The sequence below is a fragment of the Sphingobium sp. C100 genome (assembly GCF_000508185.1).
In the GTDB taxonomy this organism is placed as follows: Bacteria; Pseudomonadota; Alphaproteobacteria; order Sphingomonadales; family Sphingomonadaceae; genus Sphingobium.
On sequence record NZ_AYOY01000175.1, the window covers coordinates 1 to 20,459 of the forward strand.

25 protein-coding genes are annotated in these 20,459 nt (G+C 65.7%); 10 read left to right on the forward strand and 15 right to left on the reverse strand.

Annotated elements, in window-relative coordinates; translation table 11 throughout:
- Both C100_RS41775 and C100_RS41780 read right to left on the reverse strand, forming a co-directional pair.
- Window positions 1–1,994: HWE histidine kinase domain-containing protein (locus tag C100_RS41775; protein WP_024021073.1), on the reverse strand; the 1,994-nt coding region annotated here is incomplete at its 3' end.
- Window positions 1,987–2,472 (reverse strand): biliverdin-producing heme oxygenase, encoded by a 486-nt coding sequence (locus C100_RS41780; protein ID WP_037530943.1) that lies wholly within the window; start codon window positions 2,470–2,472, stop codon window positions 1,987–1,989. The genes C100_RS41775 and C100_RS41780, both read right to left, overlap by 8 nt.
- 295 nt (window positions 2,473–2,767) lie before the next feature.
- On the opposite strand from C100_RS41780, the gene C100_RS41785 reads away from it, so the two are divergent.
- The 3 genes from C100_RS41785 (at window position 2,768) to C100_RS41795 (ending at window position 5,041) form a co-directional block, all read left to right on the forward strand.
- Window positions 2,768–3,643: an RcnB family protein gene (locus C100_RS41785; RefSeq protein ID WP_024021075.1), complete on the forward strand. Its 876-nt coding sequence runs from the start codon at window positions 2,768–2,770 to the stop codon at window positions 3,641–3,643.
- A 99-nt stretch (window positions 3,644–3,742) separates the two neighbouring features.
- Entirely contained in the window at window positions 3,743–4,417 is a 675-nt protein-coding gene (locus C100_RS41790; protein ID WP_024021076.1) for a prolyl hydroxylase family protein, read from the forward strand.
- Window positions 4,418–4,570: 153 nt separating this feature from the next.
- Complete coding sequence (locus C100_RS41795) at window positions 4,571–5,041, forward strand: RcnB family protein (protein ID WP_024021077.1); 471 nt, start codon at window positions 4,571–4,573, stop codon at window positions 5,039–5,041.
- A gap of 212 nt (window positions 5,042–5,253) precedes the next feature.
- Here C100_RS41795 and C100_RS41800 read toward each other — a convergent pair whose 3' ends face one another.
- Entirely contained in the window at window positions 5,254–6,834 is a 1,581-nt protein-coding gene (locus C100_RS41800) for a lysine--tRNA ligase (protein ID WP_024021078.1), read from the reverse strand.
- Window positions 6,835–6,967: 133 nt separating this feature from the next.
- On the opposite strand from C100_RS41800, the gene C100_RS41805 reads away from it, so the two are divergent.
- The 4 genes from C100_RS41805 to C100_RS41820 are packed head-to-tail and all read left to right on the forward strand — an operon-like array spanning window position 6,968 to window position 11,187.
- The gene (locus C100_RS41805) at window positions 6,968–7,321 is read left to right on the forward strand and encodes a PilZ domain-containing protein (RefSeq protein ID WP_031309972.1); all 354 of its coding nucleotides are present in this window, start codon (window positions 6,968–6,970) and stop codon (window positions 7,319–7,321) included.
- 41 nt (window positions 7,322–7,362) lie between these two features.
- A complete protein-coding gene (locus C100_RS41810; RefSeq protein ID WP_024021080.1) occupies window positions 7,363–10,116 on the forward strand; it encodes an ATP-dependent DNA helicase in 2,754 nt (917 codons plus the stop codon).
- Window positions 10,113–10,655 (forward strand): SixA phosphatase family protein, encoded by a 543-nt coding sequence (locus C100_RS41815; protein WP_024021081.1) that lies wholly within the window; start codon window positions 10,113–10,115, stop codon window positions 10,653–10,655. Before C100_RS41810 ends, C100_RS41815 begins: the two co-directional genes overlap by 4 nt.
- A gap of 10 nt (window positions 10,656–10,665) precedes the next feature.
- Window positions 10,666–11,187 carry a GNAT family N-acetyltransferase gene (locus C100_RS41820; protein WP_024021082.1) on the forward strand — a complete coding sequence of 174 codons (522 nt, stop codon included), beginning with the start codon at window positions 10,666–10,668 and terminating at the stop codon, window positions 11,185–11,187.
- 33 nt (window positions 11,188–11,220) lie between these two features.
- On the opposite strand, the gene C100_RS41825 is transcribed toward C100_RS41820, so the two are convergent.
- From C100_RS41825 to rpmF, 5 genes are all read right to left on the reverse strand, one after another.
- Window positions 11,221–11,559: a MerR family transcriptional regulator gene (locus tag C100_RS41825; protein WP_024021083.1), complete on the reverse strand. Its 339-nt coding sequence runs from the start codon at window positions 11,557–11,559 to the stop codon at window positions 11,221–11,223.
- An 86-nt stretch (window positions 11,560–11,645) separates the two neighbouring features.
- Entirely contained in the window at window positions 11,646–11,936 is a 291-nt protein-coding gene (ihfA, locus tag C100_RS41830; protein ID WP_024021084.1) for an integration host factor subunit alpha, read from the reverse strand.
- 95 nt (window positions 11,937–12,031) lie between these two features.
- A complete protein-coding gene (locus C100_RS41835) occupies window positions 12,032–13,000 on the reverse strand; it encodes a beta-ketoacyl-ACP synthase III (RefSeq protein ID WP_024021085.1) in 969 nt (322 codons plus the stop codon).
- Window positions 12,997–14,022 carry a phosphate acyltransferase PlsX gene (plsX, locus tag C100_RS41840; protein WP_024021086.1) on the reverse strand — a complete coding sequence of 342 codons (1,026 nt, stop codon included), beginning with the start codon at window positions 14,020–14,022 and terminating at the stop codon, window positions 12,997–12,999. The genes C100_RS41835 and plsX overlap by 4 nt, the downstream gene beginning before the upstream one ends.
- Before the next feature lie 68 nt (window positions 14,023–14,090).
- The gene (rpmF, locus tag C100_RS41845) at window positions 14,091–14,270 is read right to left on the reverse strand and encodes a 50S ribosomal protein L32 (RefSeq protein ID WP_024021087.1); all 180 of its coding nucleotides are present in this window, start codon (window positions 14,268–14,270) and stop codon (window positions 14,091–14,093) included.
- A gap of 207 nt (window positions 14,271–14,477) precedes the next feature.
- Here rpmF and C100_RS0125125 point away from each other — a divergent pair, with 207 nt between their 5' ends.
- Window positions 14,478–14,909 (forward strand): MAPEG family protein, encoded by a 432-nt coding sequence (locus C100_RS0125125; protein WP_031309974.1) that lies wholly within the window; start codon window positions 14,478–14,480, stop codon window positions 14,907–14,909.
- Between the two features lie 7 nt (window positions 14,910–14,916).
- On the opposite strand, the gene C100_RS41850 is transcribed toward C100_RS0125125, so the two are convergent.
- The 5 genes from C100_RS41850 to C100_RS0125130 all read right to left on the reverse strand — a co-directional run bounded on the left by C100_RS41850 (window position 14,917) and on the right by C100_RS0125130 (window position 18,161).
- Window positions 14,917–15,576 carry an MBL fold metallo-hydrolase gene (locus C100_RS41850; protein ID WP_024021089.1) on the reverse strand — a complete coding sequence of 220 codons (660 nt, stop codon included), beginning with the start codon at window positions 15,574–15,576 and terminating at the stop codon, window positions 14,917–14,919.
- A gap of 39 nt (window positions 15,577–15,615) precedes the next feature.
- Window positions 15,616–16,038, reverse strand: coding sequence for an RrF2 family transcriptional regulator (locus C100_RS41855; RefSeq protein ID WP_024021090.1), 423 nt, complete (start codon window positions 16,036–16,038; stop codon window positions 15,616–15,618).
- 309 nt (window positions 16,039–16,347) lie between these two features.
- The gene (locus C100_RS41860) at window positions 16,348–17,400 is read right to left on the reverse strand and encodes a glycerophosphodiester phosphodiesterase (protein WP_024021092.1); all 1,053 of its coding nucleotides are present in this window, start codon (window positions 17,398–17,400) and stop codon (window positions 16,348–16,350) included.
- Entirely contained in the window at window positions 17,397–17,753 is a 357-nt protein-coding gene (locus tag C100_RS41865) for an ArsC family reductase (RefSeq protein WP_031309975.1), read from the reverse strand. Before C100_RS41865 ends, C100_RS41860 begins: the two co-directional genes overlap by 4 nt.
- A gap of 27 nt (window positions 17,754–17,780) precedes the next feature.
- Window positions 17,781–18,161: a RidA family protein gene (locus tag C100_RS0125130; protein WP_031309976.1), complete on the reverse strand. Its 381-nt coding sequence runs from the start codon at window positions 18,159–18,161 to the stop codon at window positions 17,781–17,783.
- 138 nt (window positions 18,162–18,299) lie between these two features.
- On the opposite strand from C100_RS0125130, the gene C100_RS41870 reads away from it, so the two are divergent.
- Window positions 18,300–18,629: a hypothetical protein gene (locus tag C100_RS41870; protein ID WP_024021104.1), complete on the forward strand. Its 330-nt coding sequence runs from the start codon at window positions 18,300–18,302 to the stop codon at window positions 18,627–18,629.
- Window positions 18,630–18,641: 12 nt separating this feature from the next.
- Here C100_RS41870 and C100_RS0125135 read toward each other — a convergent pair whose 3' ends face one another.
- Window positions 18,642–19,046 (reverse strand): globin domain-containing protein, encoded by a 405-nt coding sequence (locus C100_RS0125135; protein ID WP_031309977.1) that lies wholly within the window; start codon window positions 19,044–19,046, stop codon window positions 18,642–18,644.
- Window positions 19,047–19,196: 150 nt separating this feature from the next.
- On the opposite strand from C100_RS0125135, the gene C100_RS0125140 reads away from it, so the two are divergent.
- On the forward strand, window positions 19,197–19,802 hold the full coding sequence (locus C100_RS0125140) for a thermonuclease family protein (protein WP_442800324.1): 606 nt from the start codon (window positions 19,197–19,199) through the stop codon (window positions 19,800–19,802).
- Between the two features lie 31 nt (window positions 19,803–19,833).
- Here C100_RS0125140 and C100_RS41875 read toward each other — a convergent pair whose 3' ends face one another.
- Entirely contained in the window at window positions 19,834–20,421 is a 588-nt protein-coding gene (locus C100_RS41875) for a glycine zipper 2TM domain-containing protein (RefSeq protein WP_024021095.1), read from the reverse strand.
- Between the last annotated feature and the right edge of the window lie 38 nt (window positions 20,422–20,459).

Below are 20,459 nucleotides of genomic sequence, written 5' to 3' on the forward strand. Positions count from 1 at the left end.
GGGCCGCCGCTTTCCGTCCAGTCCAGCAGCAGGCTGCCGTCCTCGTCGATCCGCCAGTCGATCGACACCGAACCATGGTCCGACAAGGCGCCATATTTGGCGGCGTTGGTCAGCATTTCATGGATCACCAGCGCCAGCACGGTGAAACAGCCTGGCGTCAGCAGCACATTGGGGCCGTTGAGCTGAACGCGATCGCTTCGTTCGCCCAGATAGGCGCCCGCTTCCACCTCGATCAGGTCGATGAGGCGCGCCGGACTCCAGCGATCGGCGGTGATCTGGTCATGCGCGCGGGCAAGCGCATGGACGCGGCTTTCCAGCGTGCCGATAAATTCATCGACCGACCGGGCGCTGTCGCGCGTCTGCGACAGGAGGCCGCGGATCAACGAGAGGATGTTGCGCACCCGATGGTTGAGTTCGGCGATCAGCAGTTCCTGCTTTTCGTGCGCCCGCTGCCGCTCCGCATCGGCAGAATCCGACAGGCGCAGGATCACCTCCAGCAACGCAGTGCGCAAGGCTTCGGCCACCCGCAATTCGGCGGGGGTGAAGGGCAATGCCACGCCCTTCACCAGTTCCGACCATTCCTCGAAGCTCTTTCGCGGGGTAAGACGCGGCCCGTTGGGGCCATATTCGATATGTTTGTCCTGCTTGCCGGCCCAGCGTACCGAGCGCAGTTGCTCGGCCCTGAACAGCACCACATAATCGCGCGGCCGGCGCGACAACGGGATGGCGAGCAGGCCCGCCGCGCGATCGGCATAGGCGGCCGCGTCGGGCAGCAGGCGCGACAGATTATCGGTCGTGTAGACCTGACCGGCAGCGACCCGGTTCAGCATCGCGACGATGGCGGCGAAGGCGGGCTGGTCAGGCGTCAGGCCCGACACGGTCATCTGACCGTCGATATAGACGCCAACACCGTCGGCGGGAATCGTGTCGAAGATGATATCCCCCAGCCAGCGCGCATTGGTGAGCAGGTCATGATCCTGCGCCACAGCCGCCAGCAGGCGATCTGCGACCAGCCGCGCCTTGCCTTCATAGGCCGCGGTTTCGGCGCGCTCGCGACTTTCGAGCATCATCGAGAATATCTGGCCGAACAATTCGGCGGCGCTGCGCTGCGCGAAGGTGGGCAGGCGCGACTCATAATGATGGCAGGCAAACAACCCCCACAGCCGCCCCTCCACGATGATCGAGATGGAAAGCGACGCCCCCACGCCCATGTTGCGCAGATATTCGATATGGATCGGCGACACCGCCCGCGTCAGGCACAGCGACATGTCGAGCGCCGCGCCCGTGGGATCGAGCGGTGGCACCACCGGCACCGGCTCCGCGCCCACATCGGCGATGATGCGGAAAATGTTGCGCATGTAGAGCGCACGCGCCTGGGCCGGAATGTCCGATGCGGGATAATGAAGCCCGAAGAAACTCTCTATCCCCGACCGCAAGGCTTCGGCGACCACTTCGCCATCGCCGCCCTGCGCAAAACGATAAACCATGACCCGGTCGAAACCGGTCAAGGCCCGCACTTGCCGCGCGCCATCGCGCAGGAAGGCGGCCATGCCATCAACCTGCGCCAGCCGCGACACCATCGACCGGACGGTGCTGCTGGCCTCCATTTCGTCATGGCTGGCCGGTTCCGCCTCGACCACGACGGTCGCGCCTGAAAAATGCACGGCGACGTCGAAAGCCGGGCCGCCTTCCATCAGGGCGAGGGAAAAGAGGCGCTCGACCGAATCGGGACCGCGCAACAGCGTGATGCGATTGCGCAGCGCGTGAAGAGCGTCGCTCGAGAAAATCTCGGTGATCGGCCGGCCAAGCATCTGGTCGGGCGACAGACCGATATAGTCGGCGCTGTTCGTCGATACGCGCGCGACCAGCCAGTCGGCCGTCAGCGCGACCAGAAAGCCGAAGGGCTGAATTTTGCTCAGCACATGGATCGGCTCGCGATCGCAATTGCTGAGATCGACCGCATAGTCGATTCCGTCGGTGGGCGCATCAGCCATGGGCCGGGATCTTCTGTTCGGCGCCGGCCGCGGCAAAGAGGGCGAAGGCGGCCAGAGCGCCCTGCACGGCGTCCTCCAGCCAGCCTTCGCCGCCTTCCGCCGCGGCGCTCTCCAGCGCGCGCTGGAAGGCCAACCACTCCCCTTTTTCATGAATCGCCGACAAATAGCTGTGCGGTAGCCCCCGACCGACCTGACGCGCGAGCACCGCACCGCCCAACCGCGAGCCTTCCAGCGCGTAAAGCAGGCCCCAGCGATAACCCTCGCCCATCGCAGCGCGCAGCGGCAGGGGTTGGGGCAATGTCGCGCCCAACGCCGCCAAATCCTGCGCCAACAGCGGCAGGCGCGGGCGATTTGGCCGCGCCGCCGGTTCCAGCGCCGACAGCGCGCGACCATGCGCGGTCAGAAAAGCCCTGTAGCCTCCTTCCGAATCCAGCGCGAAATCCGCGAAAAGAGCGTCCACCCGTTGATGCCCTTGCATCGTTGCATCGCGCAGGGCCTGACGGGTGCGGCCGGCATCGGAAGATTTTATCACTCGGCAGTCCTAATGGGATTGCACAAACAATACTTTGATCTGAATTAGACATTTCAGAAGTCGGGATGTGACGCCCTGCCGGCGCGCCAGATGCCGTCGAGAAGAACAGGCGTCCATCGCCCTATTGCACCGCCCGATTCTTTCATATCGCTGACTGGCAGGTTCAGCGATGCGACACCCCGACTCGCCCATAAGTCCAGCATCAGGGGGCTTCCGCCCCTGTTCCAAGAAAGTCCGAACCATGTTGAAGAAAATCATGTTGGCGGGGTTGATGAGTGTGACGGCATTGGCTGGCATTTCGCCTGCCTATGCGCAGGCCGGTCAGGATCGCGGCAGTCGTGGCGAACGCGCCGCGCGTGGCGACGGCAATGTGGTGGTGTCGCGCGGCAACCGCATGGCGCAACCCCGCAATGAAGAGGCCCGCGGGCAGCGCGCGCAGCAGCGGCAGGCGCAACGCCCGGCCGGACAGATGGCTCCGCCCCGCCCCGATTCCCGTTGGCGTGGCGACCCTAATCTGCCGGCCAACCGCGCGGTCGAGCAGGGCGCGCGCGACCGCCGGGCGCAACGCCAGGACGGGCGGAACGATCAGCGGGCCGACCGCCGCGACGATCGACAGCAGGGCCGCGATGACCGGCGCGACGGGCGGCAGGATGCGCGCAATGATCGGCAGGACTGGCGGAACGACCGCCAGAATGACCGCCGCGATTGGCGCGACAATCGCGGAAACGAGCAGCGCTGGACCGGCAACCGGGCGCGCAGCGACAACCGCCGTTATGACGACCGGACCCGCTGGAGCAACCAGCGGCGTTGGGACAATGGCTGGCGCCAGGACCGGCGTTATGACTGGTCCAGCTATCGCAACCGCTATGGCGACCGGTATCGGGTCGGCCGCTATTATGCGCCACGCGGCTGGGCCTATGGCTATCGCCGCTATTCGGTGGGCATTGTCCTCAACAGCCTGTTCTATTCGAACAGCTACTGGATCAATGATCCCTATCAATATCGGCTGCCCCCTGCCTACGGCACGCTGCGCTGGGTGCGCTATTATGACGACGCGCTGCTGGTCGACATCCGCGACGGCTATGTCGTCGATGTGATCCATAATTTCTTCTGGTGATCTGACAGCTTCCTGAACTGGCCTTCAGGAGTCCTGACCCCGGTGCGGCGACGCGCCGGGGTCTTTTCATCCGCGCCCCGGCTGTGGCAGGAGAAGGTCATGACTGACACGACCGACGATGGCGGCATCGCCTCGCCCGCCCGCGCGCGGATCGGCGACGCCGTCCGCGCCCGCCTGGACCGCAATCCGATGGTGAGCCGCATCGATTCGCCGCATCTGGACATTTACGGTCGTCAGGACTTCCTCAGCGCCGAGGAATGCGCCGGCCTGCGCGCGCTGATCGACGCCAGCGCGAAGCCATCGTCGCTGTTTTCCGGCAGCGCCAATGCCGAATATCGCACCAGCCACAGCGGCAATCTGAGCCCCTGGAACCCGCTGGTCGAAGCGGTGACCGACCGGATCTGCGCCCTGACCGGCCTGCCCGCCGCCCATGGCGAGACATTGCAGGGTCAGCGCTATACGGCAGGGCAGGAATATAAGGTGCATTGCGATTATTTCCCCGTCACGGCCAGCTATTGGCCGCAGATGCGCGCCAGCGGCGGGCAGCGCACCTGGACCGCGATGATTTATCTTTCGGCCGTCGAAGCGGGGGGCGAGACTCATTTCCCGCAATGCGAATTCATGGTGCCCCCGGTCGAGGGCATGATCCTGATCTGGAACAACATGATGCGGGACGGCGCTCCCAGCCGCTTCAGCCTCCACGCCGCCCGGCCGGTCGAGCGGGGCACGAAATATGTCGTCACCAAATGGTTTCGGGAAAATCCCTGGGGCTGATCCGGCTGATACAATTGGCGACATAAATGACTGGAATCTGACTGCATCATTCGCAAGCCGTTCAGCCGCCGAGGCTCATATCTCTCCTCACGGCGCAGGAACCCGGGCGATCCGCCAGCGGTCCGACGCCAAGCCCAACGGGAGACGAGAAAGATGCGTAAACTGATCATATTGGGCCTGTTGGCCGCTACCGTGGCGCCGAGTGTCGCATCGGCCCAATCCTATGGCGAAGCGCGTCGCAGCGAGCGCCAGTTGCGCGAGGAAAAGCGCGACCTGCAACAGGCCAAGCGTAACGGCACGCGCCGTGACGTCCAGGAACAACGGCGCGATGTGCGCGACGCCCGCCAGGAAGCGCGCGAGGACTGGCGCGATTATCGACGCAGCCATCGCGACGTCTATCGCCGCGGCAACTGGCGCGCGCCGTTCCGCTACACCGCGTGGAACAGCGGGGCGCAGCTGCGGCCGGTCTATTACAGCTCGCGCTATTATATCACCGATCCCTATCGCTATCGCCTGCCCCGTCCGGGCGCGAACCTGCGCTGGGTCCGCCACTATAATGACGTGCTGCTGGTGAACGTCCGCACCGGCCGCGTGGTCCAGGTGCATCGCGGCTTTTTCTGGTAAGCTGGCGAATAGCCAAATGACTACGGCCCCGATCCTGCGATCGGGGCCGTTCTGTCATGCGGTTCGCCGCCCTTGGCCGCGCCGCCTGTCGCCAGGCGCACGCGGCCGATGATGCGCGAGGCGCATCATCAGTCCGAAAGGGGGGTGGACCAATTTCGCAAACGCGGTTCCGGCCCAATTGTTCCCATTTTTTTCGCGCGCACGTCGATGGTTCAGGCAGCCAGCGCTTCGGCGATCAGCTTGCGGCTGTTTTCAATGCCATAAAGGGCAATGAAGCTGCCCATGCGCGGCCCTTGATCGGCGCCCAGCAGTGTTTGATAGAGCGCCTTGAACCAATCGCGCAGTTCCGCGAAGCCAAAGGCTTCCTCCTTGCCGATGGCATAGACGATATTCTGGATATCCTCCGCCGAGGCGTCGGCTGGCAAAAGCGCCAGTTCCGCGTCCAGCCTGCGCAGCGCCGCCGCCTCATTCGCCAGCGGCGCCCGGCGCTGAAGCGTCGGCGCGACGAAATCGCGATGATAGGCGAGCGCGTGGCCGATCAGCGCATCGAGTTCGGGATAGGTCTCCGCACTGGCGCCCGGCACATAATTTTGGAGATAGCCCCACACCTGTTCGCGGCTGGCATCGCCCATCACGCCGACCAGATTGAGCAGCAATCCGAATGTCACGGGCAATTCGCCCTGCGGCAGCGAGCCGTCATGGACATGATGGACCGGATTGCCGAGTTGCTGCTCTATCGTTTGCTTGGGATAATTGCCGCGAAACTGCCAATATTCATCGACCGCGCGCGGGATTACGCCCATGTGAAGCTGCTTCGCCTTCTTGGGTTCGCGATAAGCGTAGAAGGCGAGGCTTTCCTGCGGGCCATAGGTCAGCCATTGTTCGAGGCTGAGCCCATTGCCCTTGGACTTGGAGATTTTCTCGCCCTTTTCGTCGAGGAACATCTCGTAATTGAAGCCCTCGGGCGGGCGGGCGCCCAGCGCACGGCAAATTTTCGACGACTGGGTGACCGAATCGATCAGATCCTTGCCCGCCATTTCATAATCGACGCCCAGCGCATACCAGCGCATCGCCCAGTCGACCTTCCATTGCAGCTTGGCGCCGCCCGACAGGATCGACTGTTCGATCATGTCGCCATCATCCTCGAACCGGACCAGCCCGGCTTCGGCGTCGATCACTTCGACCGGCACCTGAAGGACGATGCCGCTTTTCGGACTGATGGGCAGCACTGGCGAATAGGTGGCCTGCCGCTCCTTGCGCAGGGTCGGCAGCATGACGTCCATGATCGCCTGATAACGGCGCAGCACCTGGCGAAGCGCGTCGTCAAAGGCGCCGGCGCGGTAGCGTTCGGTTGCCGAAACGAATTCATAGTCGAAGCCGAACCGGTCGAGAAATTCCCGCAGCATCGCATTGTTATGATGCGCGAAGCTTTCAAATTTTTCGAAGGGGTCCGGCACCTGCGTCAACGGCTTGCCTAGATGCTGCGTCAGCATCGCCTGGTTGGGCACGTTATCCGGCACCTTGCGCAGGCCGTCCATATCATCGCTGAACGCCACCAGCCGGGTCGGGATGTCCGACAGCGCATGATAGGCGTTGCGCACCATCGTCGTGCGCAGCACTTCGTTGAAGGTGCCGATATGCGGCAGGCCCGAGGGGCCATAGCCGGTTTCGAACAGAATATGCCCTTTCCCTGGGGCGCCATCGGGATAGCGCTTCAGGAGCTTGCGGGCTTCCTCATAGGGCCAGGCCTTGGCCGCCTGCGCGGCGGAGCGAAGAATATCGGAAACGGTCATAACGCCAAAGCCCCTACCCCCGGACATGCGCGAAAGGAAACGCTAATTGGTGGCAAAAGCGCGTTAAGAATCGTTCTCATATTTAGATTTCGTTAACGCTGTTCGTGGATAATCGGACGCCATGGGAGGCGATATGCACATACAGCGCAGCCGTGAGCGCATAGCGGTCGACATCTCCATCGTCGTCACGACCGTGCTCGACAGTCAGGAAGGCACGATCGTCGATCTGAGCGAAGGTGGCGCGCAGGTCATGGGCTGCACCCTGCCGGCGGGCAGTTCCTGCCAGCTCGACCTGGATGGTCATGTCACCTTCGGCACGGTGCGCTGGTCCGAAGAGGACCGGATGGGCATCCGCTTCCCCTATGAACTGAACGATGGGCCGCTCTACGAGCAGCTCGAGCTTGCGCGCGCGGCAAAGCGGACCCCGGTGGCGTTCCAGCCACGGATGCAGGTGATGACGGGCGGTTTCGGCCGCCGGATCGGCTGAAACAGGTTTTCCTTTTGTTCCGGTTCGCCTAGACCGGCCAGGTGATCGATCCCGCCTCTCTACCCGCGCTCCATGCCAGCCATGGCGGTATCTGGCTGCGCGAAGACGGCCGCACCCACGCGCTGGCCAAGGGACAGGCAATATCGCGCGCCGCCGAAACGCCGGTGCTGCTGCTCAATGCGCCACTGACCGGGCAGCGGCTGGGCTATCCCGAACTCAATGGCCTGGACCTGCTCGAACTCTGGGCCTTCCTGCACCCCGCCCGCTTCCTGGTGCCCACGCCCAAGGGACTGGCCGAAGCGCTGGACCTGCCGCCCCCCGCCCAGGAAGGCGAGATACCGGCGCTGTTGCAACAGGGCGCGGCATTGCTGCTCGCCCGGCTCGAAGCGTCGGACTGGCGCGAGCGCGAAGGCGGCTGGACCGCGGCGCAGGCTTTGCACCGGCTGCGCTGGCCCTGGTCGCCGCTGGTGGCGCCGCGCATCGCCCGCCCGCGCGAGGCGGAACGCTGGCTGTTCTCCAAACTGCCCGAATGGGAGGAGGCGCAACCCCGCCCCGTCCCACGCACCCTCACCTTGCCCGAAGAGCAGGTGCTGGCCCGGCTCGATGCGCTGACCGGCGCGAGCGCGGAACCGCGCCCCGGCCAGCGCGCCTATGCCGCCGCGGCCGCCGCGACCTTCCTGCCCCGGCGCCATCGCGACCAGCCCAATATGCTACTGGCCGAAGCGGGCACCGGCATCGGCAAGACGCTGGGCTATCTCGCGCCCGCCTCGCTCTGGGCCGGGGAAGCGCAGGGCACCGTGTGGGTGTCCACCTATACCAAGGCGCTGCAACGCCAGCTCGATCGCGAATCGCTGCGCCTCTTTCCCGATCCGGCGGTCGCCGCGCGGCGGGTGGTGGTGCGCAAGGGGCGGGAAAATTATCTCTGCCTGCTCAACCTGGAGGATGCGTTGCAGGGCGGCTTTTCCGGCCGCGCCGCGATATTGGCGCAACTGGTGGCGCGCTGGGCCGCCTTCAGCAAGGATGGCGACATGGTCGGGGGCGACCTGCCTGGCTGGTTGCCGACCTTGTTCCGCCGCAACGGCTCCACCGCCCTGACCGACCGGCGGGGCGAGTGCATCTATGCCGGCTGTCCCCATTATCGCAAATGCTTCATCGAACGGTCCGCCAGGGCATCGGCCGACGCGGACATCGTCATCGCCAACCATGCTCTGGTGATGATCAACGCCGCGCGCGGTCGGGAAACCGGCCAGCGGCCGCAGCGCATCATCTTCGATGAGGGGCATCATCTGTTCGACGCCGCCGATTCGACCTTCTCGGTCGCGCTGTCGGGGCAGGAGGCGATAGAGCTGCGCCGCTGGATCATGGGGCCGGAAGGCGGATCGCGCGGGCGCCGCAGGGGCCTTGCCGCGCGCCTGTCCGACCTTGCCAGCTATGACGAGGAAGGCGGGCAGGCGATCCGCGCGGCGGTTGACGCGGCGCAGGCCCTGCCTGCCGACGAATGGTTGAAGCGCGTGGTGGCGGGCGAACCGTTCGGCCCGCTCGAAGCGCTGCTCGCCGCCGTCCGGGGCGCGGTCTATACCCGCGCCGCCGACGCCGGGGAAGCCGATGCGGGCTATGGTCTGGAAACCGAGCTGGCCGAACCGGACGGCGCGCTGGTCGAAGCGGCGCAGGAGGCGGCGCTGGCGCTCGACGCGCTCATCAAGCCGCTGGTCCGCCTGGCGCGGCGGCTGGAGGCGGTGATCGAGGATGCGCCCGACTGGCTGGACGGCGCGGCGCGCGCGCGGATCGAGGGCGCGGTGGCGTCGCTTGGCTGGCGTCGCGACCTGATCGCCGCCTGGCTGGCGCTGCTGGCCCGGATCGGCGGCCCGGCCGATCCCGATTTTGTCGACTGGATGACCGTCGACCGGATCGAGGGGCGGGAATATGATATCGGCATCCATCGCCACTGGCTCGACCCCACCCGTCCGCTGGCCGAAACCGTGTTGAAGCCGGCGCAGGGCGTGCTCATCACGTCGGCCACGCTCAAGGGCGGCGGCGAATGGGACAATGCCGAAAAGCGCAGCGGCGCGGTCCACCTGCCGCACGGCACGGATCGGTTCGAGGCAAGCAGCCCGTTCGACTATCCCGGTCGGGCGGAGGTGCTGATCGTCACCGACATCAAACGCGGCGACATCGCCGCCCTGTCCGGCGCCTATGCCCGGCTGATCGAAGCGGCGGGCGGCGGCACGCTGGGCCTGTTCACCGCGATCCGGCGGTTGCGCGCGGTTCATGCCCGCATCGCCGACCGGCTGGCGCGGGGCAGCCTGCCGCTCTACGCCCAGCATGTCGATCCGATGGATACCGGCACGCTGGTCGACATCTTCCGCGACGATCCCCGCGCTTCGCTGCTGGGCACCGATGCGTTGAGGGATGGCGTCGATGTGCCGGGCCATTCGCTGCGGCTTGTCGTCATGGAGGGCGTGCCCTGGTCCAAGCCATCCGTGCTGCACGCGGCCCGGCGTCTGGCCGGAGGGGGCAACGCCTATGATGACCGGCTGATCCGCGCGCGGCTGGCCCAGGCCTTCGGCCGGCTCATCCGCAGGGCCGAGGACAAGGGGAGTTTCGTCATCCTGTCCGCCGCCATGCCAAGCCGGCTGCTGAGCGCCTTCCCCCCCGGCACACCCGTCCGCCGGCTGACGCTGGATGAAGCGATCATCGCCGTCAGCGCCCGGACCAGCAGCGAAACCCTTGGCGAAAGCCGCAGCATCGGGCATCAGGGAGACGAATCCGGCTTGCCCCGACAGGAGAGACAATGAAGCGGCTGACCCTGTTGCGACACGCCAAATCGGACTGGGACGACCCGGTGGCGCGCGACTTCGACCGCCCGCTCAATCGCCGCGGGGAAAAGGCGGCCCGGCTGATGGGGCAATTCGCCGCCAAGGAAAATATGCAGTTCGACCGGTTGGTCGCCTCCCCCGCCGCGCGCGTGGTGCAGACGCTGGACGCTTTTTTTTCGGACTATGGCCGGACGCTGGACCCCCATTGGGACCGGCGCATCTATCTCGCCTCCTCGGCCACGCTCCTCGACGTCGTGCGCGACCTGCCGGACGATACGGACATGGTGCTGATGGCGGGGCATAATCCCGGTTTCGAGGAATTGATCCTGGACCTGGTCCCCGATGACGGCGCGAGCCCGCTGCGCGAGGATGTGGAGGTCAAGTTCCCGACCGCCAGCCTCGCCGTCATGGACCTGGCGATCGACCGCTGGGCCGAAGCGCGGCCCGCTGTCGCGACGCTGCAAAGCTTCACCCGCCCGCGCGACCTGGACCCGGCGCTGGGGCCGGGTTCGCGCTGATCGGACCGGCATGACACCGATCGTCTGGCGCCACGCCGACGCCGGGGACGCGGCTGCGCTGTCGATCCTGGGCAGCGCCACCTTCCTGGCCAGCTTCGCGCATGACCATCCTGGTCCGGCCCTGTTGGCCCATGTCCGCATCGCGCATGGCGAAACCTATTATCAGGCCGCGCTCGGCGATCCGGCGCAGACGATCCTGCTCGGGGAAACGCCGCTCGGCGCGCCGGTCGGCTATGCGATGCTGACGCCGCCCGACCTGCCGGTGCCTGTCGATGCGGATCGCGATCTGGAGTTGAAACGCATCTATCTGTTGCATGGCTGGCAGGGGGGCGGCCATGGCGACCGGCTGATGGCGCTGGTGGAGGAAGCGGCGCGCAAACGCGACGCCCAACGATTATTGCTCGCCGTCTACCCCCAGAATGATCGCGCGCGGCGCTTTTACGCGCGGCATGACTTTGTCCAAATCGGGGAAATGACCTTCATGGTCGGGGACGTGCCGTTCCGCGACCTGGTCTTCGCGCGGACATTGTAGAGCGGCTTGCGCAACGCAAGCGCGGTCCCTGCCTCAGACTTTGAGCGCCCTCGCCAGGGCAGTGCGCACGCCCTCCAGGCGGGTCAGCACATCATCGGCCGGTGGGCAAGCAGGCGCGGGCGGCAGCGCGCCATCGCCATCCGCCAGCGCCTTCTGCGCGCCCTTCACGGTAAAGCCCTCGACATGCAGGAGATGGTGGATGCGTCGCGCCAGCAGCACATCCCCCGGCCGGTAATATCGGCGGTTGCCCGATCGTTGGAGCGGCCGCAACTGAGGAAAGCGCGTTTCCCAGTAGCGCAATATATGTTGGGGCAGGCCAAGCTCTCCGGCCAGCTCGCTAATGGTGAGAAATGCCCCCTCCGCTTTTTTCATGACCGGAATGTTGCACTGATCAGCCCGGTAACGTCAACTGCCCCAAAGGACGGTCGCAACGGAAAAGCGGCGAATAATAGCGCAGTTCAGGCGACCCGGTCGCGCATCGTCTGGCTGGCGCGAAAGGTCAGCACCCGACGCGGCTCGATCGGCACTTCGACCCCGGTCTTGGGATTGCGCCCCATGCGCTGCGTCTTGTCGCGCAGAACGAAGGTGCCGAAGCTGGAAATCTTCACATTCTCGCCCCGTTCCAGAGCGTCAGACATATGGTCGAGGATGGATTCGACCAACGCCGCCGCCTCGGCTCGCGACAGGCCGACATGCCGATTGAGGCTTTCCGCAAGATCCGCGCGCGTCAACGTGCCAGTGTCGCTCATCTTCGTCCCCTCTCAGCCGATTTCTACGGCCACCCCCCGATGGCCAGAGGCAAATCTGACTGATTCGCGGTGATTCGGCAAGCGAGACCAAGGAATCACAGCCGCAGGACGCAGGCTCCCCAGGTGAAGCCGCCGCCCATGGCCTCCAGCACGACCAGATCGCCCGACTTGATGCGCCCGTCGCGCATGGCGACATCCAGCGCCAGCGGCACCGACGCGGCCGACGTATTGGCATGGCGATCGACCGTCATCACGACCCGTTCAGCCGGCAGCTTGAGCTTGCGCGCCGTCGCGTCCAGGATGCGGGCATTGGCCTGATGCGGCACCAGCCAGTCGATATCGGCGGGAACGAAGCCAGCCATCGCCATCACCTCGGTCAGAACCGAGGCGAGGTTGACCACCGCATGGCGGAACACTTCCTGCCCCTTCATGCGCAGCTTGCCGACCGTCTGCGTCGTCGATGGGCCGCCATCGACATAGAGAAGCTGGTTATAGCGCCCATCGGCATGGAGCTTCGCCGCCAATATGCCGCGCGCGCCATCCGCGCTTTCTTCCGCGCCCAGCACGATCGCTCCGGCGCCATCGCCGAACAGGACGCAGGTCGCGCGGTCCTGCCAGTCGAGAATGCGGCTGAAAGTCTCCGACCCGATCACCAGCGCGCGATTGGCGGCGCCCGACCGGATCATGCTGTCGGCGACCGTCACAGCGTAGAGGAAGCCGGAACAGACGGCCGCCACGTCGAAGGCGACGCAGTCGTTGATGCCCAGCGCCGCCTGCACCTTGGTCGCGGCGGCGGGGAAGGTCTGGTCGGGGGTCGCCGTCGCCAGGATGATAAGGTCGATATCCTGCGGCTCCAGCCCCGCCGCGTCCAGGGCCGCGCGGGCGGCATCGGTCGCCAGCGTCGCGGTGGTTTCGCCCTCGCCCGCAATATGCCGGGTGCGGATGCCGGTGCGCTCGACGATCCATTCGTCGCTCGTATCGACGCTTTGCGCCAGTTCCGCATTGGTGACGACGCGCGCGGGCAAGGCGGACCCTGTCCCCAGGAGAATTGAACGACGGATCACTTGACGGGCTGCTCCAGCTTCGATGCGACGGAACCCATCTCTTCCACCCCCGCCATGTCGGCGGCGATGCGGCGGGTGATATCTTCTTCGAGCAGACGCGCCGCGACATGGACGGCATTGGCCACGCCCTTTTCGTCCGCGCTGCCGTGGCTTTTCACCACGACGCCATTGAGGCCGAGGAAAACGGCGCCATTATGATTGTTGGGATCAAGATGATGCTTGAGCAGATGCATCGCCGGCTTGGAAATCAGGAAACCGATTTTCGACCGGATCGAGCTGGTAAAGGCCTTGCGCAGAACATCCGTGACGAAGCGCGCGGTGCCTTCGGCCGTCTTGAGCGCGACATTGCCGGAAAAGCCGTCGCACACGATGACGTCGGTGTCGCCGCGGGAGATTTTGTCGCCTTCGGTGAAGCCCTCGAACCGGATCGGGAGATTGCCGGCGGCCCGCAGCACCGCGGCGGCGTCGCGGATCTCGTCCGTGCCTTTCAACTCTTCCGTTCCGATGTTGAGCAAACGGACGCGCGGACGCTCGATATCGAACGCGATCCGCGCATAGGCCGCGCCCATCACCGCAAACTGCACCAGATTGCGGGCGTTGCATTCGGTGTTGGCGCCCAGGTCCAGCATGATGGCGTCATTGTCGCCCAAAGTCGGCAGCATCGCCGCCAGCGCCGGACGATCGACGCCCGGCATGGTGCGCAGCGCGAGCTTCGCCATAGCCATCAGCGCGCCGGTATTGCCGGCGGACACGGCTGCGCCGGCCTCGCCCGCCTTCACGGCAGCGATGGCCATCGCCATGGAACTGCTCTTCTTGCGGATCGCCACGCTCGGCTTGTCGGCGCCATCGACGACCGTAGCGGAATGCACGACTTCCGACGCGGCCCGCAAATTGGGGTGACGGTCAAGCGCCGCCTTGATCCGCGTTTCGTCGCCAAACAGGGCGAAGCGCAACCCGTCATGGCGACGGCGGGCCAAAGCGACCCCTGCCATCATCACGCGCACGCCTTCATCCCCGCCCATCGCGTCGATTGCGATTCGCGGCTGGCTGGACACTGTCAGGTCACCCCTTTGCGGAGTAGAGGAACGACTTACGCCCCGACGGCGACGATTTCGCGGCCGTTATAGTGACCGCAAGCATCGCACAGATTGTGCGGGCGCTTGAGTTCACCGCAGTTCGAGCATTCCTGGAAGGCCTCGACGCGCAGCGAGTCGTGGCTGCGGCGCATACCGCGACGGGAGGGAGAAGTTTTCCGCTTGGGGACAGCCATGTCGGCACCTTGTTCCGTATATTGATCTGGTTGTGCGACTGGCCGGTTTCCGAAGAGACACGGACGCCAACGGCGCCGCAGACCCATGCGGCCCGGATGATCGCGAAGCCCTGCGCCTATAGCGCTTTTTGTCGGACGCGCAAGTCCTTCCTTGCCCCTGCGGCCGGGCAGCTTAGGGTGCCGGGCGCAAATAAAGGGGATAAAGCCATGTTGTTGCCGATCACGCTGACCTTCGCCGCGGCCTGCGCGCTGCTCAACCTGTGGCTGGGGATTCGCTGCGCCCGGTTCCGCATCAAGGACAAGATCCTCCACGGCGATGCCGGCCATGGGTTGCTCGCGCGGCGGATGCGGGCGCAGGCCAATTTCATCGAATATACGCCGATCGTGCTGATCCTGTGCGCGCTGATCGAACTGGCGATCGGCGCGTCGCTGTGGTTGTGGATCGCAGCGCTCCTCTATGTGCTGGCCCGCGTCGCCCATGCGTTCGGCATGGATGCCGACAATCCCACGCTCTGGCGCGGCGCAGGCGCGCTGCTCACATGGATCATCATGGTCGCGCTGGCGATCATGGCGCTGATGACCGCCTATCATGCGACCCGCGCCCTGCCCGCACCCCCTGCCCTGGCGGCGCAGGTCTAGACTGGCCTCACCGCGCCAGCACCGAATCGGCGACGAAGGGATTGGTGCGGCGCTCATGGGCGAAATTGCTCATCGGGCCATGGCCGGGCACGAAAGCCGTTTCGCCACCCAGCGGCCACAGCTTGCCGGTGATCGCGTCGATCAGATCCTGATGATTGCCGCGCGGGAAATCAGTGCGGCCGATCGCACCCTGGAACAACACGTCGCCGACGATGGCGAGCTTGCTGGGCGCATGATGGAAGACGACATGGCCGGGCGTATGACCGGGGCAATGCAGGACGTCGAGTGTCAGGTCGCCGACCGTCACCTGCTCGCCATCCACCAGCCAGCGATCCGGCTCGAAACTTTCGCCCGGCACGTTCCAGCGCTTGCCGTCGTCGGCCAGGCGTTCGATCCAGAAGCGGTCATCCTCATGCGGCCCTTCGATCGGCACGCCCAGGTCGCGGGCCAGCACGCCCGCCTGCCCGCAATGGTCGATATGGCCATGCGTCACCAGCAGCTTTTCGATGCTCACCCCATGATCGGCCGCCGCCTTCTTCAACACGGGCAGGTCGCCGCCCGGATCGACGAAGGCGCCGCGCATGGTGTGGGTGCACCAGAACAGGGTGCAATTCTGCTGGAGCGGCGTGACGGGAATGAGGACGGCTTTGAGCGGCGGCATGGTCATGCCCCCGATGTGGCGAAGCCGCGCGCTCGGCGCAAGGGTTCAGTCGGCGCCCAGCGGGATCGGTTCGGCGAGGCTGATGCCGTCCAGCACCTTTGCCGTCTCATCACGCACGCGCAGCATGATCCGGTGCAATCGACATTCGGATTCGGGCAGGCAGTTGGTGCAGCTTTCATGCGCGAAGCGGCTGGCGCAGGGGGTGAGCGCCAGCGACCCGCGGGTCAGGCGGACAATGTCGCCATAGCTGACATCGACCGGCGCCAGCGCCAGCCAATAACCCCCGTCCCTGCCCCGCTGGGTCGCCACCAGCCCTTCGCGCGACAGTTCGGACAGGATGACGGTCAGGAACTTGGCCGGGATATTCTGCCGCGTCGCGATCTCGTTCAGGGGAACCGGACCCTGGCGATAACGATCGGCGAGATGCTGGAGCGCGCGGATGGCATAACGGGTCTTCTGGGACAGCATGGCTCCGTTATTCGCGTGCGCCGGTCGTTTGACAAGCGCTTAGGGCATGGGGACGGGCCAAGATCATCCGCAGAAGACCGCGCGCGCCGTCAAACTTCACCGTCACCCCGGCCTTGAGCGGGAATTGCAGCATGACGAACAATATGGCGGGCCCGACCCAATTTCGTCATCCCAGCGAAAGCTGGGATCTCAGGCAACGACGCGCCAGACCCACTGAGACCCCAGCCTTCGCTAAGGTGACGACCAAGGGTCCAGAAAAGCCGCCATTCCGCTCTCCATCCGTTCCAGCCCTGAAATTGCCCGCGCGCCCTAGGGGGCTGGCGTCATCGCCGCGCGTGCCTGGGCCGGGAAGTCGCTGAAGATGCCGTCGACGCCCGTGCGCACGATGGCGCTGACATAGCCGGCAAAATCGCCGCGCCCTTCCGGATCGTCCGACCGCTGATATTGGGCGGGCAGGAAAATATTCTCCATCCGCAGCGTCCAGACATGGACCTGCAAGCCCGCATCATGGGCGCGCCCGACCAGCGCCGTCGCTCCCTCCGGCGCCAGCACGAGCGCGGCCGACGGGCCGATGCCGTCGGCATAGCTGGCAATGTCGCCCAGCCCCTGCACGCTCAGCATCTCGTCATAGGTCGTGCCCGGCAGGTCCGCCGGACCGCCCTCGGCATCGACAAGCTGGATGAGGCGCAGCCGCGTGGCGGCGCGCAGCGCCTTGAGGTTGCCGACTTCGAAGGACTGGATGAAGACCGGGTCCGCCGCGGTCATATAGCCAAAGCGGCTCAGCAGTTCGAGCAGGGGCGCCTGTTGGGGCAGGCCGATGCCGGCGAAATAGCTGGGATGCTTGGTTTCGGGATAGAGGCCGATGCGCCGGCCGGTCTCCGCCTCCTTGGCGCGGACCAGCTTCAATATCTCCTCGAAGGTCGGGATCTGATACAGGCCGTCGAAGCGCTTGTTGGCCGGCCGCACGTCGGGCAGTCGCTCACGGGCGCGCAGCGTGCGCAGTTCGGCGAGCGTGAAATCCTCTGTGAACCAGCCCGCCATCTCGACCCCGTCGATGGTCTTGGTCGTCTTGCGATCGGCAAATTCGGGATGGCTGGCAACGTCCGTCGTGCCGCCAATCTCATTTTCATGGCGCGCGACCAGGACGCCGTCCTTGGTCAGCACCAGATCAGGCTCGATATAATCGGCGCCCTGGTCGATCGCCCGCTCATAAGCGGCAAGCGTATGTTCGGGCCGTTCGCCGCTGGCGCCGCGATGGGCGATCAGGATCGGTTCGGCCGCCAGCGCGGAAGGCGCGACGGCAAGGGGGGTGAGGCTCATGAGCAGGATCGTCCCGATGCGCAGCAGCCCCCGCCCGATCACGCCTTCACGCCTTGCAGCGCATTTTCATAGGTCGTGGCCTTGAAGCCGATGATCGTGCCCTTGCCGGTGTCCAGGATCGGGCGCTTGATCATCGAGGGGTTGGCCATCATCAACAGGATCGCCTTGTCAGCGTCGATATGCGCCTTGTCGCCCGCATCCAGCGCCTTGAAGGTGGTGCCGGAGCGGTTGAGGATGGTTTCCCAGCCATGCTCCATCACCCATTCCTCCAGCCGTTCCTTGTCCACGCCCGACACCTTATAGTCGTGGAAGCCATAGGCGACGCGTTCATTGTCCAGCCAGTTGCGGGCCTTCTTGATCGTGTCGCAATTCTTGATGCCGTACATGGTTATCATGGTGCTAGCCCCTGTTGCCTTCTGAAGTTACCCTTTGAAGGCGGTGACTTCGATTTCGATCTTCATTTCCGGCTTGATGAGGCCGACCACGACGCAGCTTGCGGTCGGACGAATGTCGCCGAAAACGGGCGCCGTCGCTTCGCCCAGATCGTCCCAATAGGCCGGGTCGGTTATGTAATAAGTGACGCGGACCACATCGGCGAACGAGAAACCCGCCTGCTCCAGCGCGGCGCCGATCACCTTGAGCGCGTTGCGACCCTGCTCCGCCACGCCCTCGGGCATGATCTTCGTCTCCGGGTCGGTGCCGGTGGTGCCGGCGACGAAGCACCAGTCGCCCTGGACGACGGCGCGCGAATAGCCGACCTGCGCCTCAAAGGGCGAACCGGAGGAAATAAGCTGGCGGGGCATGAGGATTCCTGTTGCACTGCGAAAGGGATCGCGTGCGCCTTTGCGCCCTCATCGCCCCCCTGTCCAGCGCTTTTGCCGGAACAGCCGCCGCGCCGGCCCGTTGAGGGGGATCATCCATTGCAGCCAAGGAGAGACGCAATGACGCGCCCTACCCCCGACCATGAACTGCCCGACCGTGAACGGGAAGACAATAGCGAGCAGGCCGAAGCCGGCAGCCAGGCGCAGGATGTCGCCGCCGACGCGGCCACGCGCACGGTCGACCTCAGCGAAGACAGCGAGCGCGGCGGGCGGCCCAACCCCGCGCAGATCATCCCCGACGATACCGAGGATCTGGTCGAAAAGATGAACGCGATGGACCAGTCGGGCCGGATCGACATGGACGCCTTTACCGGCGAGCCGCAGATGGACGATGAAGAAGATGTGCTGGGCGACACCGAGGATGCGGATGAGGAGGACGGGTTGCCCTGAAGCCTTTCCCCGTCAGGCGGCCGCGCCGCCCTCCAGCCCGAAATTGATCATGCCCCGCGCCATATGGCCAAGCGCCTGCGCCATGGCGTCGCCGATGGCCGGGTCCATATCGTCATCGCCGGCGATGGCGCAGGTCATGGCCGTGGCCCATTGATCCGCGAGCGCCGGCGTGATCGGAAAGGCGCGATGCAGCGACATGACGCACTGACCACGATCGAACCAGGCGCGCGGTCCGCCGAGCCAGCCCGACAGGAACAGGGTGAGACCATGACGCACCGGCGCGAGATCAGCGGCATGGAGCGCGCGCAGATCGGCATAGACCGGGTCCGTTTCGAGCAGGTCATAGAAGCGATCGACGATGGCGCGGACGACTGGTTCGCCGCCGATACGCAGATAGGGGCTGGCGGCGGCGGTCATGGTTCGGCTCCGTTTCGGATGGTCCGTTCCAGCATGGCAGGCCGCGCGACCCTGGCATTGATCCCGGTCAAAGACGGGACGCCGCCGGATCGGTGAGAAGCTGGAGCGGGTTTAACCAACTGTTTGCCGATGGCGCGTTAGATCGGCGGAATGGCAGGACGGGAAACCAGACGGCGACGGCCGTCCCATAAGGATCGCGCGCAACAGGCATGGCTCGCCAATATGCGGCAAGGCGGCGGCGCGCTGCGGTTCAAACCGGCGCGCGCGCGACGGCCGGAGGGGGTCAGCGGGCCGGCGCTGGTCTATATGCTGTGCCTGGGGCTGCTGCTTGGCTGGTATGGGCCGGACTGGGTGCGACAATTCGACTGGCCAACGATCAACGCACCGCAAAGCCGGCCCGCCGACAGCCTGTCCGCCCAATTCACCTTCTGCCACAGCGGCGGCGGGACCAACTGCGTGGTGGATGGCGACACATTCTGGTTCGGAGGGCGGAAATATCGCATCGCCGACATCGACACGCCCGAAACCCATGGACCGCGCTGCGCGGCGGAGGGCGCGTTGGGCGCGCAGGCGACGGCGCGGCTCCAGTCGCTGATGAATGCCGGCCCCTTCTCGCTGGAGGCGGTCGATCGTGATACCGACCGTTACGGCCGCGCCCTGCGGGTGGTGACGCGCGGGGGCGAGTCGATCGGCGCCATGCTGGTCGCCCAGGGCCTTGCCCGCAACTGGGACGGCGCGCGCCATCCCTGGTGCTGACAGGAGGGGCGCTCCGCCCCTCCCGCCCGGCTTAGCGGCAGTTCAGGCTACCGCGATCGATTTCCCGCCCCAGCAGCGCGCCCGCGCCGCCGCCGATCAGGATGCCCGCCACATTGGACTGGCCACGGTCGATCTGGCTGCCGAGCAGGCCGCCCAGCGCCGCGCCGACGATCAGGCCGGTGGTGCCGTCCGACCGGCGGCAATAATAACGGTCGTCATAGCCGCGATAGATGCGGGTGCGCCGGTCGACCCGGATCGGCGCATAGCCGGAGCGATAATAGCGGTCAGGCCGGTAATAACGGCCATAGCGCGGATCGGGCCGGTTATAGTCGTAGCGATAGACGACGCGGCCGGGACGGCGATAAGTGTCACGGCGGTTGCGGCTGGCTCCGCGCACATTGTGGCGGCGGTCGCGCTGCGCCTCGCGCCGGTCCTTGCTACGATCGCGCTGCGCTTCGCGGCGATCCTTCGCGCGGTCCCGTTGGGCATGGCGCACATCCTTGCGATATTCGCGGGCGTCGCGGCTGTGCTGGGCCAGCGCCGGAGTGGCGGCAATGCCGCTCAGGGTCATGGCGCCGAGCGACATGGCGGCCAGCGCGCGTTTGAACAGGGGAGTCATGGGTCGAGGTTCCTTCCCTCAATGAATGTCATGGTCCT

Excerpts from the sequence above, each read along its gene's own strand:
- C100_RS41780 (WP_037530943.1), bottom strand. The coding sequence starts at position 2,472 with ATGCAAGGGCATCAACGGGTGGACGCTCTTTTCGCGGATTTCGCGCTG.
- C100_RS41785 (WP_024021075.1), top strand. The coding sequence starts at position 2,768 with ATGTTGAAGAAAATCATGTTGGCGGGGTTGATGAGTGTGACGGCATTG.
- C100_RS41790 (WP_024021076.1), top strand. The coding sequence starts at position 3,743 with ATGACTGACACGACCGACGATGGCGGCATCGCCTCGCCCGCCCGCGCG.
- C100_RS41795 (WP_024021077.1), top strand. The coding sequence starts at position 4,571 with ATGCGTAAACTGATCATATTGGGCCTGTTGGCCGCTACCGTGGCGCCG.
- C100_RS41800 (WP_024021078.1), bottom strand. The coding sequence starts at position 6,834 with ATGACCGTTTCCGATATTCTTCGCTCCGCCGCGCAGGCGGCCAAGGCC.
- C100_RS41805 (WP_031309972.1), top strand. The coding sequence starts at position 6,968 with ATGCACATACAGCGCAGCCGTGAGCGCATAGCGGTCGACATCTCCATC.
- C100_RS41815 (WP_024021081.1), top strand. The coding sequence starts at position 10,113 with ATGAAGCGGCTGACCCTGTTGCGACACGCCAAATCGGACTGGGACGAC.
- C100_RS41820 (WP_024021082.1), top strand. The coding sequence starts at position 10,666 with ATGACACCGATCGTCTGGCGCCACGCCGACGCCGGGGACGCGGCTGCG.
- C100_RS41825 (WP_024021083.1), bottom strand. The coding sequence starts at position 11,559 with ATGAAAAAAGCGGAGGGGGCATTTCTCACCATTAGCGAGCTGGCCGGA.
- ihfA (WP_024021084.1), bottom strand. The coding sequence starts at position 11,936 with ATGAGCGACACTGGCACGTTGACGCGCGCGGATCTTGCGGAAAGCCTC.
- plsX (WP_024021086.1), bottom strand. The coding sequence starts at position 14,022 with ATGGGCGGGGATGAAGGCGTGCGCGTGATGATGGCAGGGGTCGCTTTG.
- rpmF (WP_024021087.1), bottom strand. The coding sequence starts at position 14,270 with ATGGCTGTCCCCAAGCGGAAAACTTCTCCCTCCCGTCGCGGTATGCGC.
- C100_RS0125125 (WP_031309974.1), top strand. The coding sequence starts at position 14,478 with ATGTTGTTGCCGATCACGCTGACCTTCGCCGCGGCCTGCGCGCTGCTC.
- C100_RS41850 (WP_024021089.1), bottom strand. The coding sequence starts at position 15,576 with ATGACCATGCCGCCGCTCAAAGCCGTCCTCATTCCCGTCACGCCGCTC.
- C100_RS41855 (WP_024021090.1), bottom strand. The coding sequence starts at position 16,038 with ATGCTGTCCCAGAAGACCCGTTATGCCATCCGCGCGCTCCAGCATCTC.
- C100_RS41865 (WP_031309975.1), bottom strand. The coding sequence starts at position 17,753 with ATGATAACCATGTACGGCATCAAGAATTGCGACACGATCAAGAAGGCC.
- C100_RS0125130 (WP_031309976.1), bottom strand. The coding sequence starts at position 18,161 with ATGCCCCGCCAGCTTATTTCCTCCGGTTCGCCCTTTGAGGCGCAGGTC.
- C100_RS41870 (WP_024021104.1), top strand. The coding sequence starts at position 18,300 with ATGACGCGCCCTACCCCCGACCATGAACTGCCCGACCGTGAACGGGAA.
- C100_RS0125135 (WP_031309977.1), bottom strand. The coding sequence starts at position 19,046 with ATGACCGCCGCCGCCAGCCCCTATCTGCGTATCGGCGGCGAACCAGTC.
- C100_RS0125140 (WP_442800324.1), top strand. The coding sequence starts at position 19,197 with ATGGCAGGACGGGAAACCAGACGGCGACGGCCGTCCCATAAGGATCGC.
- C100_RS41875 (WP_024021095.1), bottom strand. The coding sequence starts at position 20,421 with ATGACTCCCCTGTTCAAACGCGCGCTGGCCGCCATGTCGCTCGGCGCC.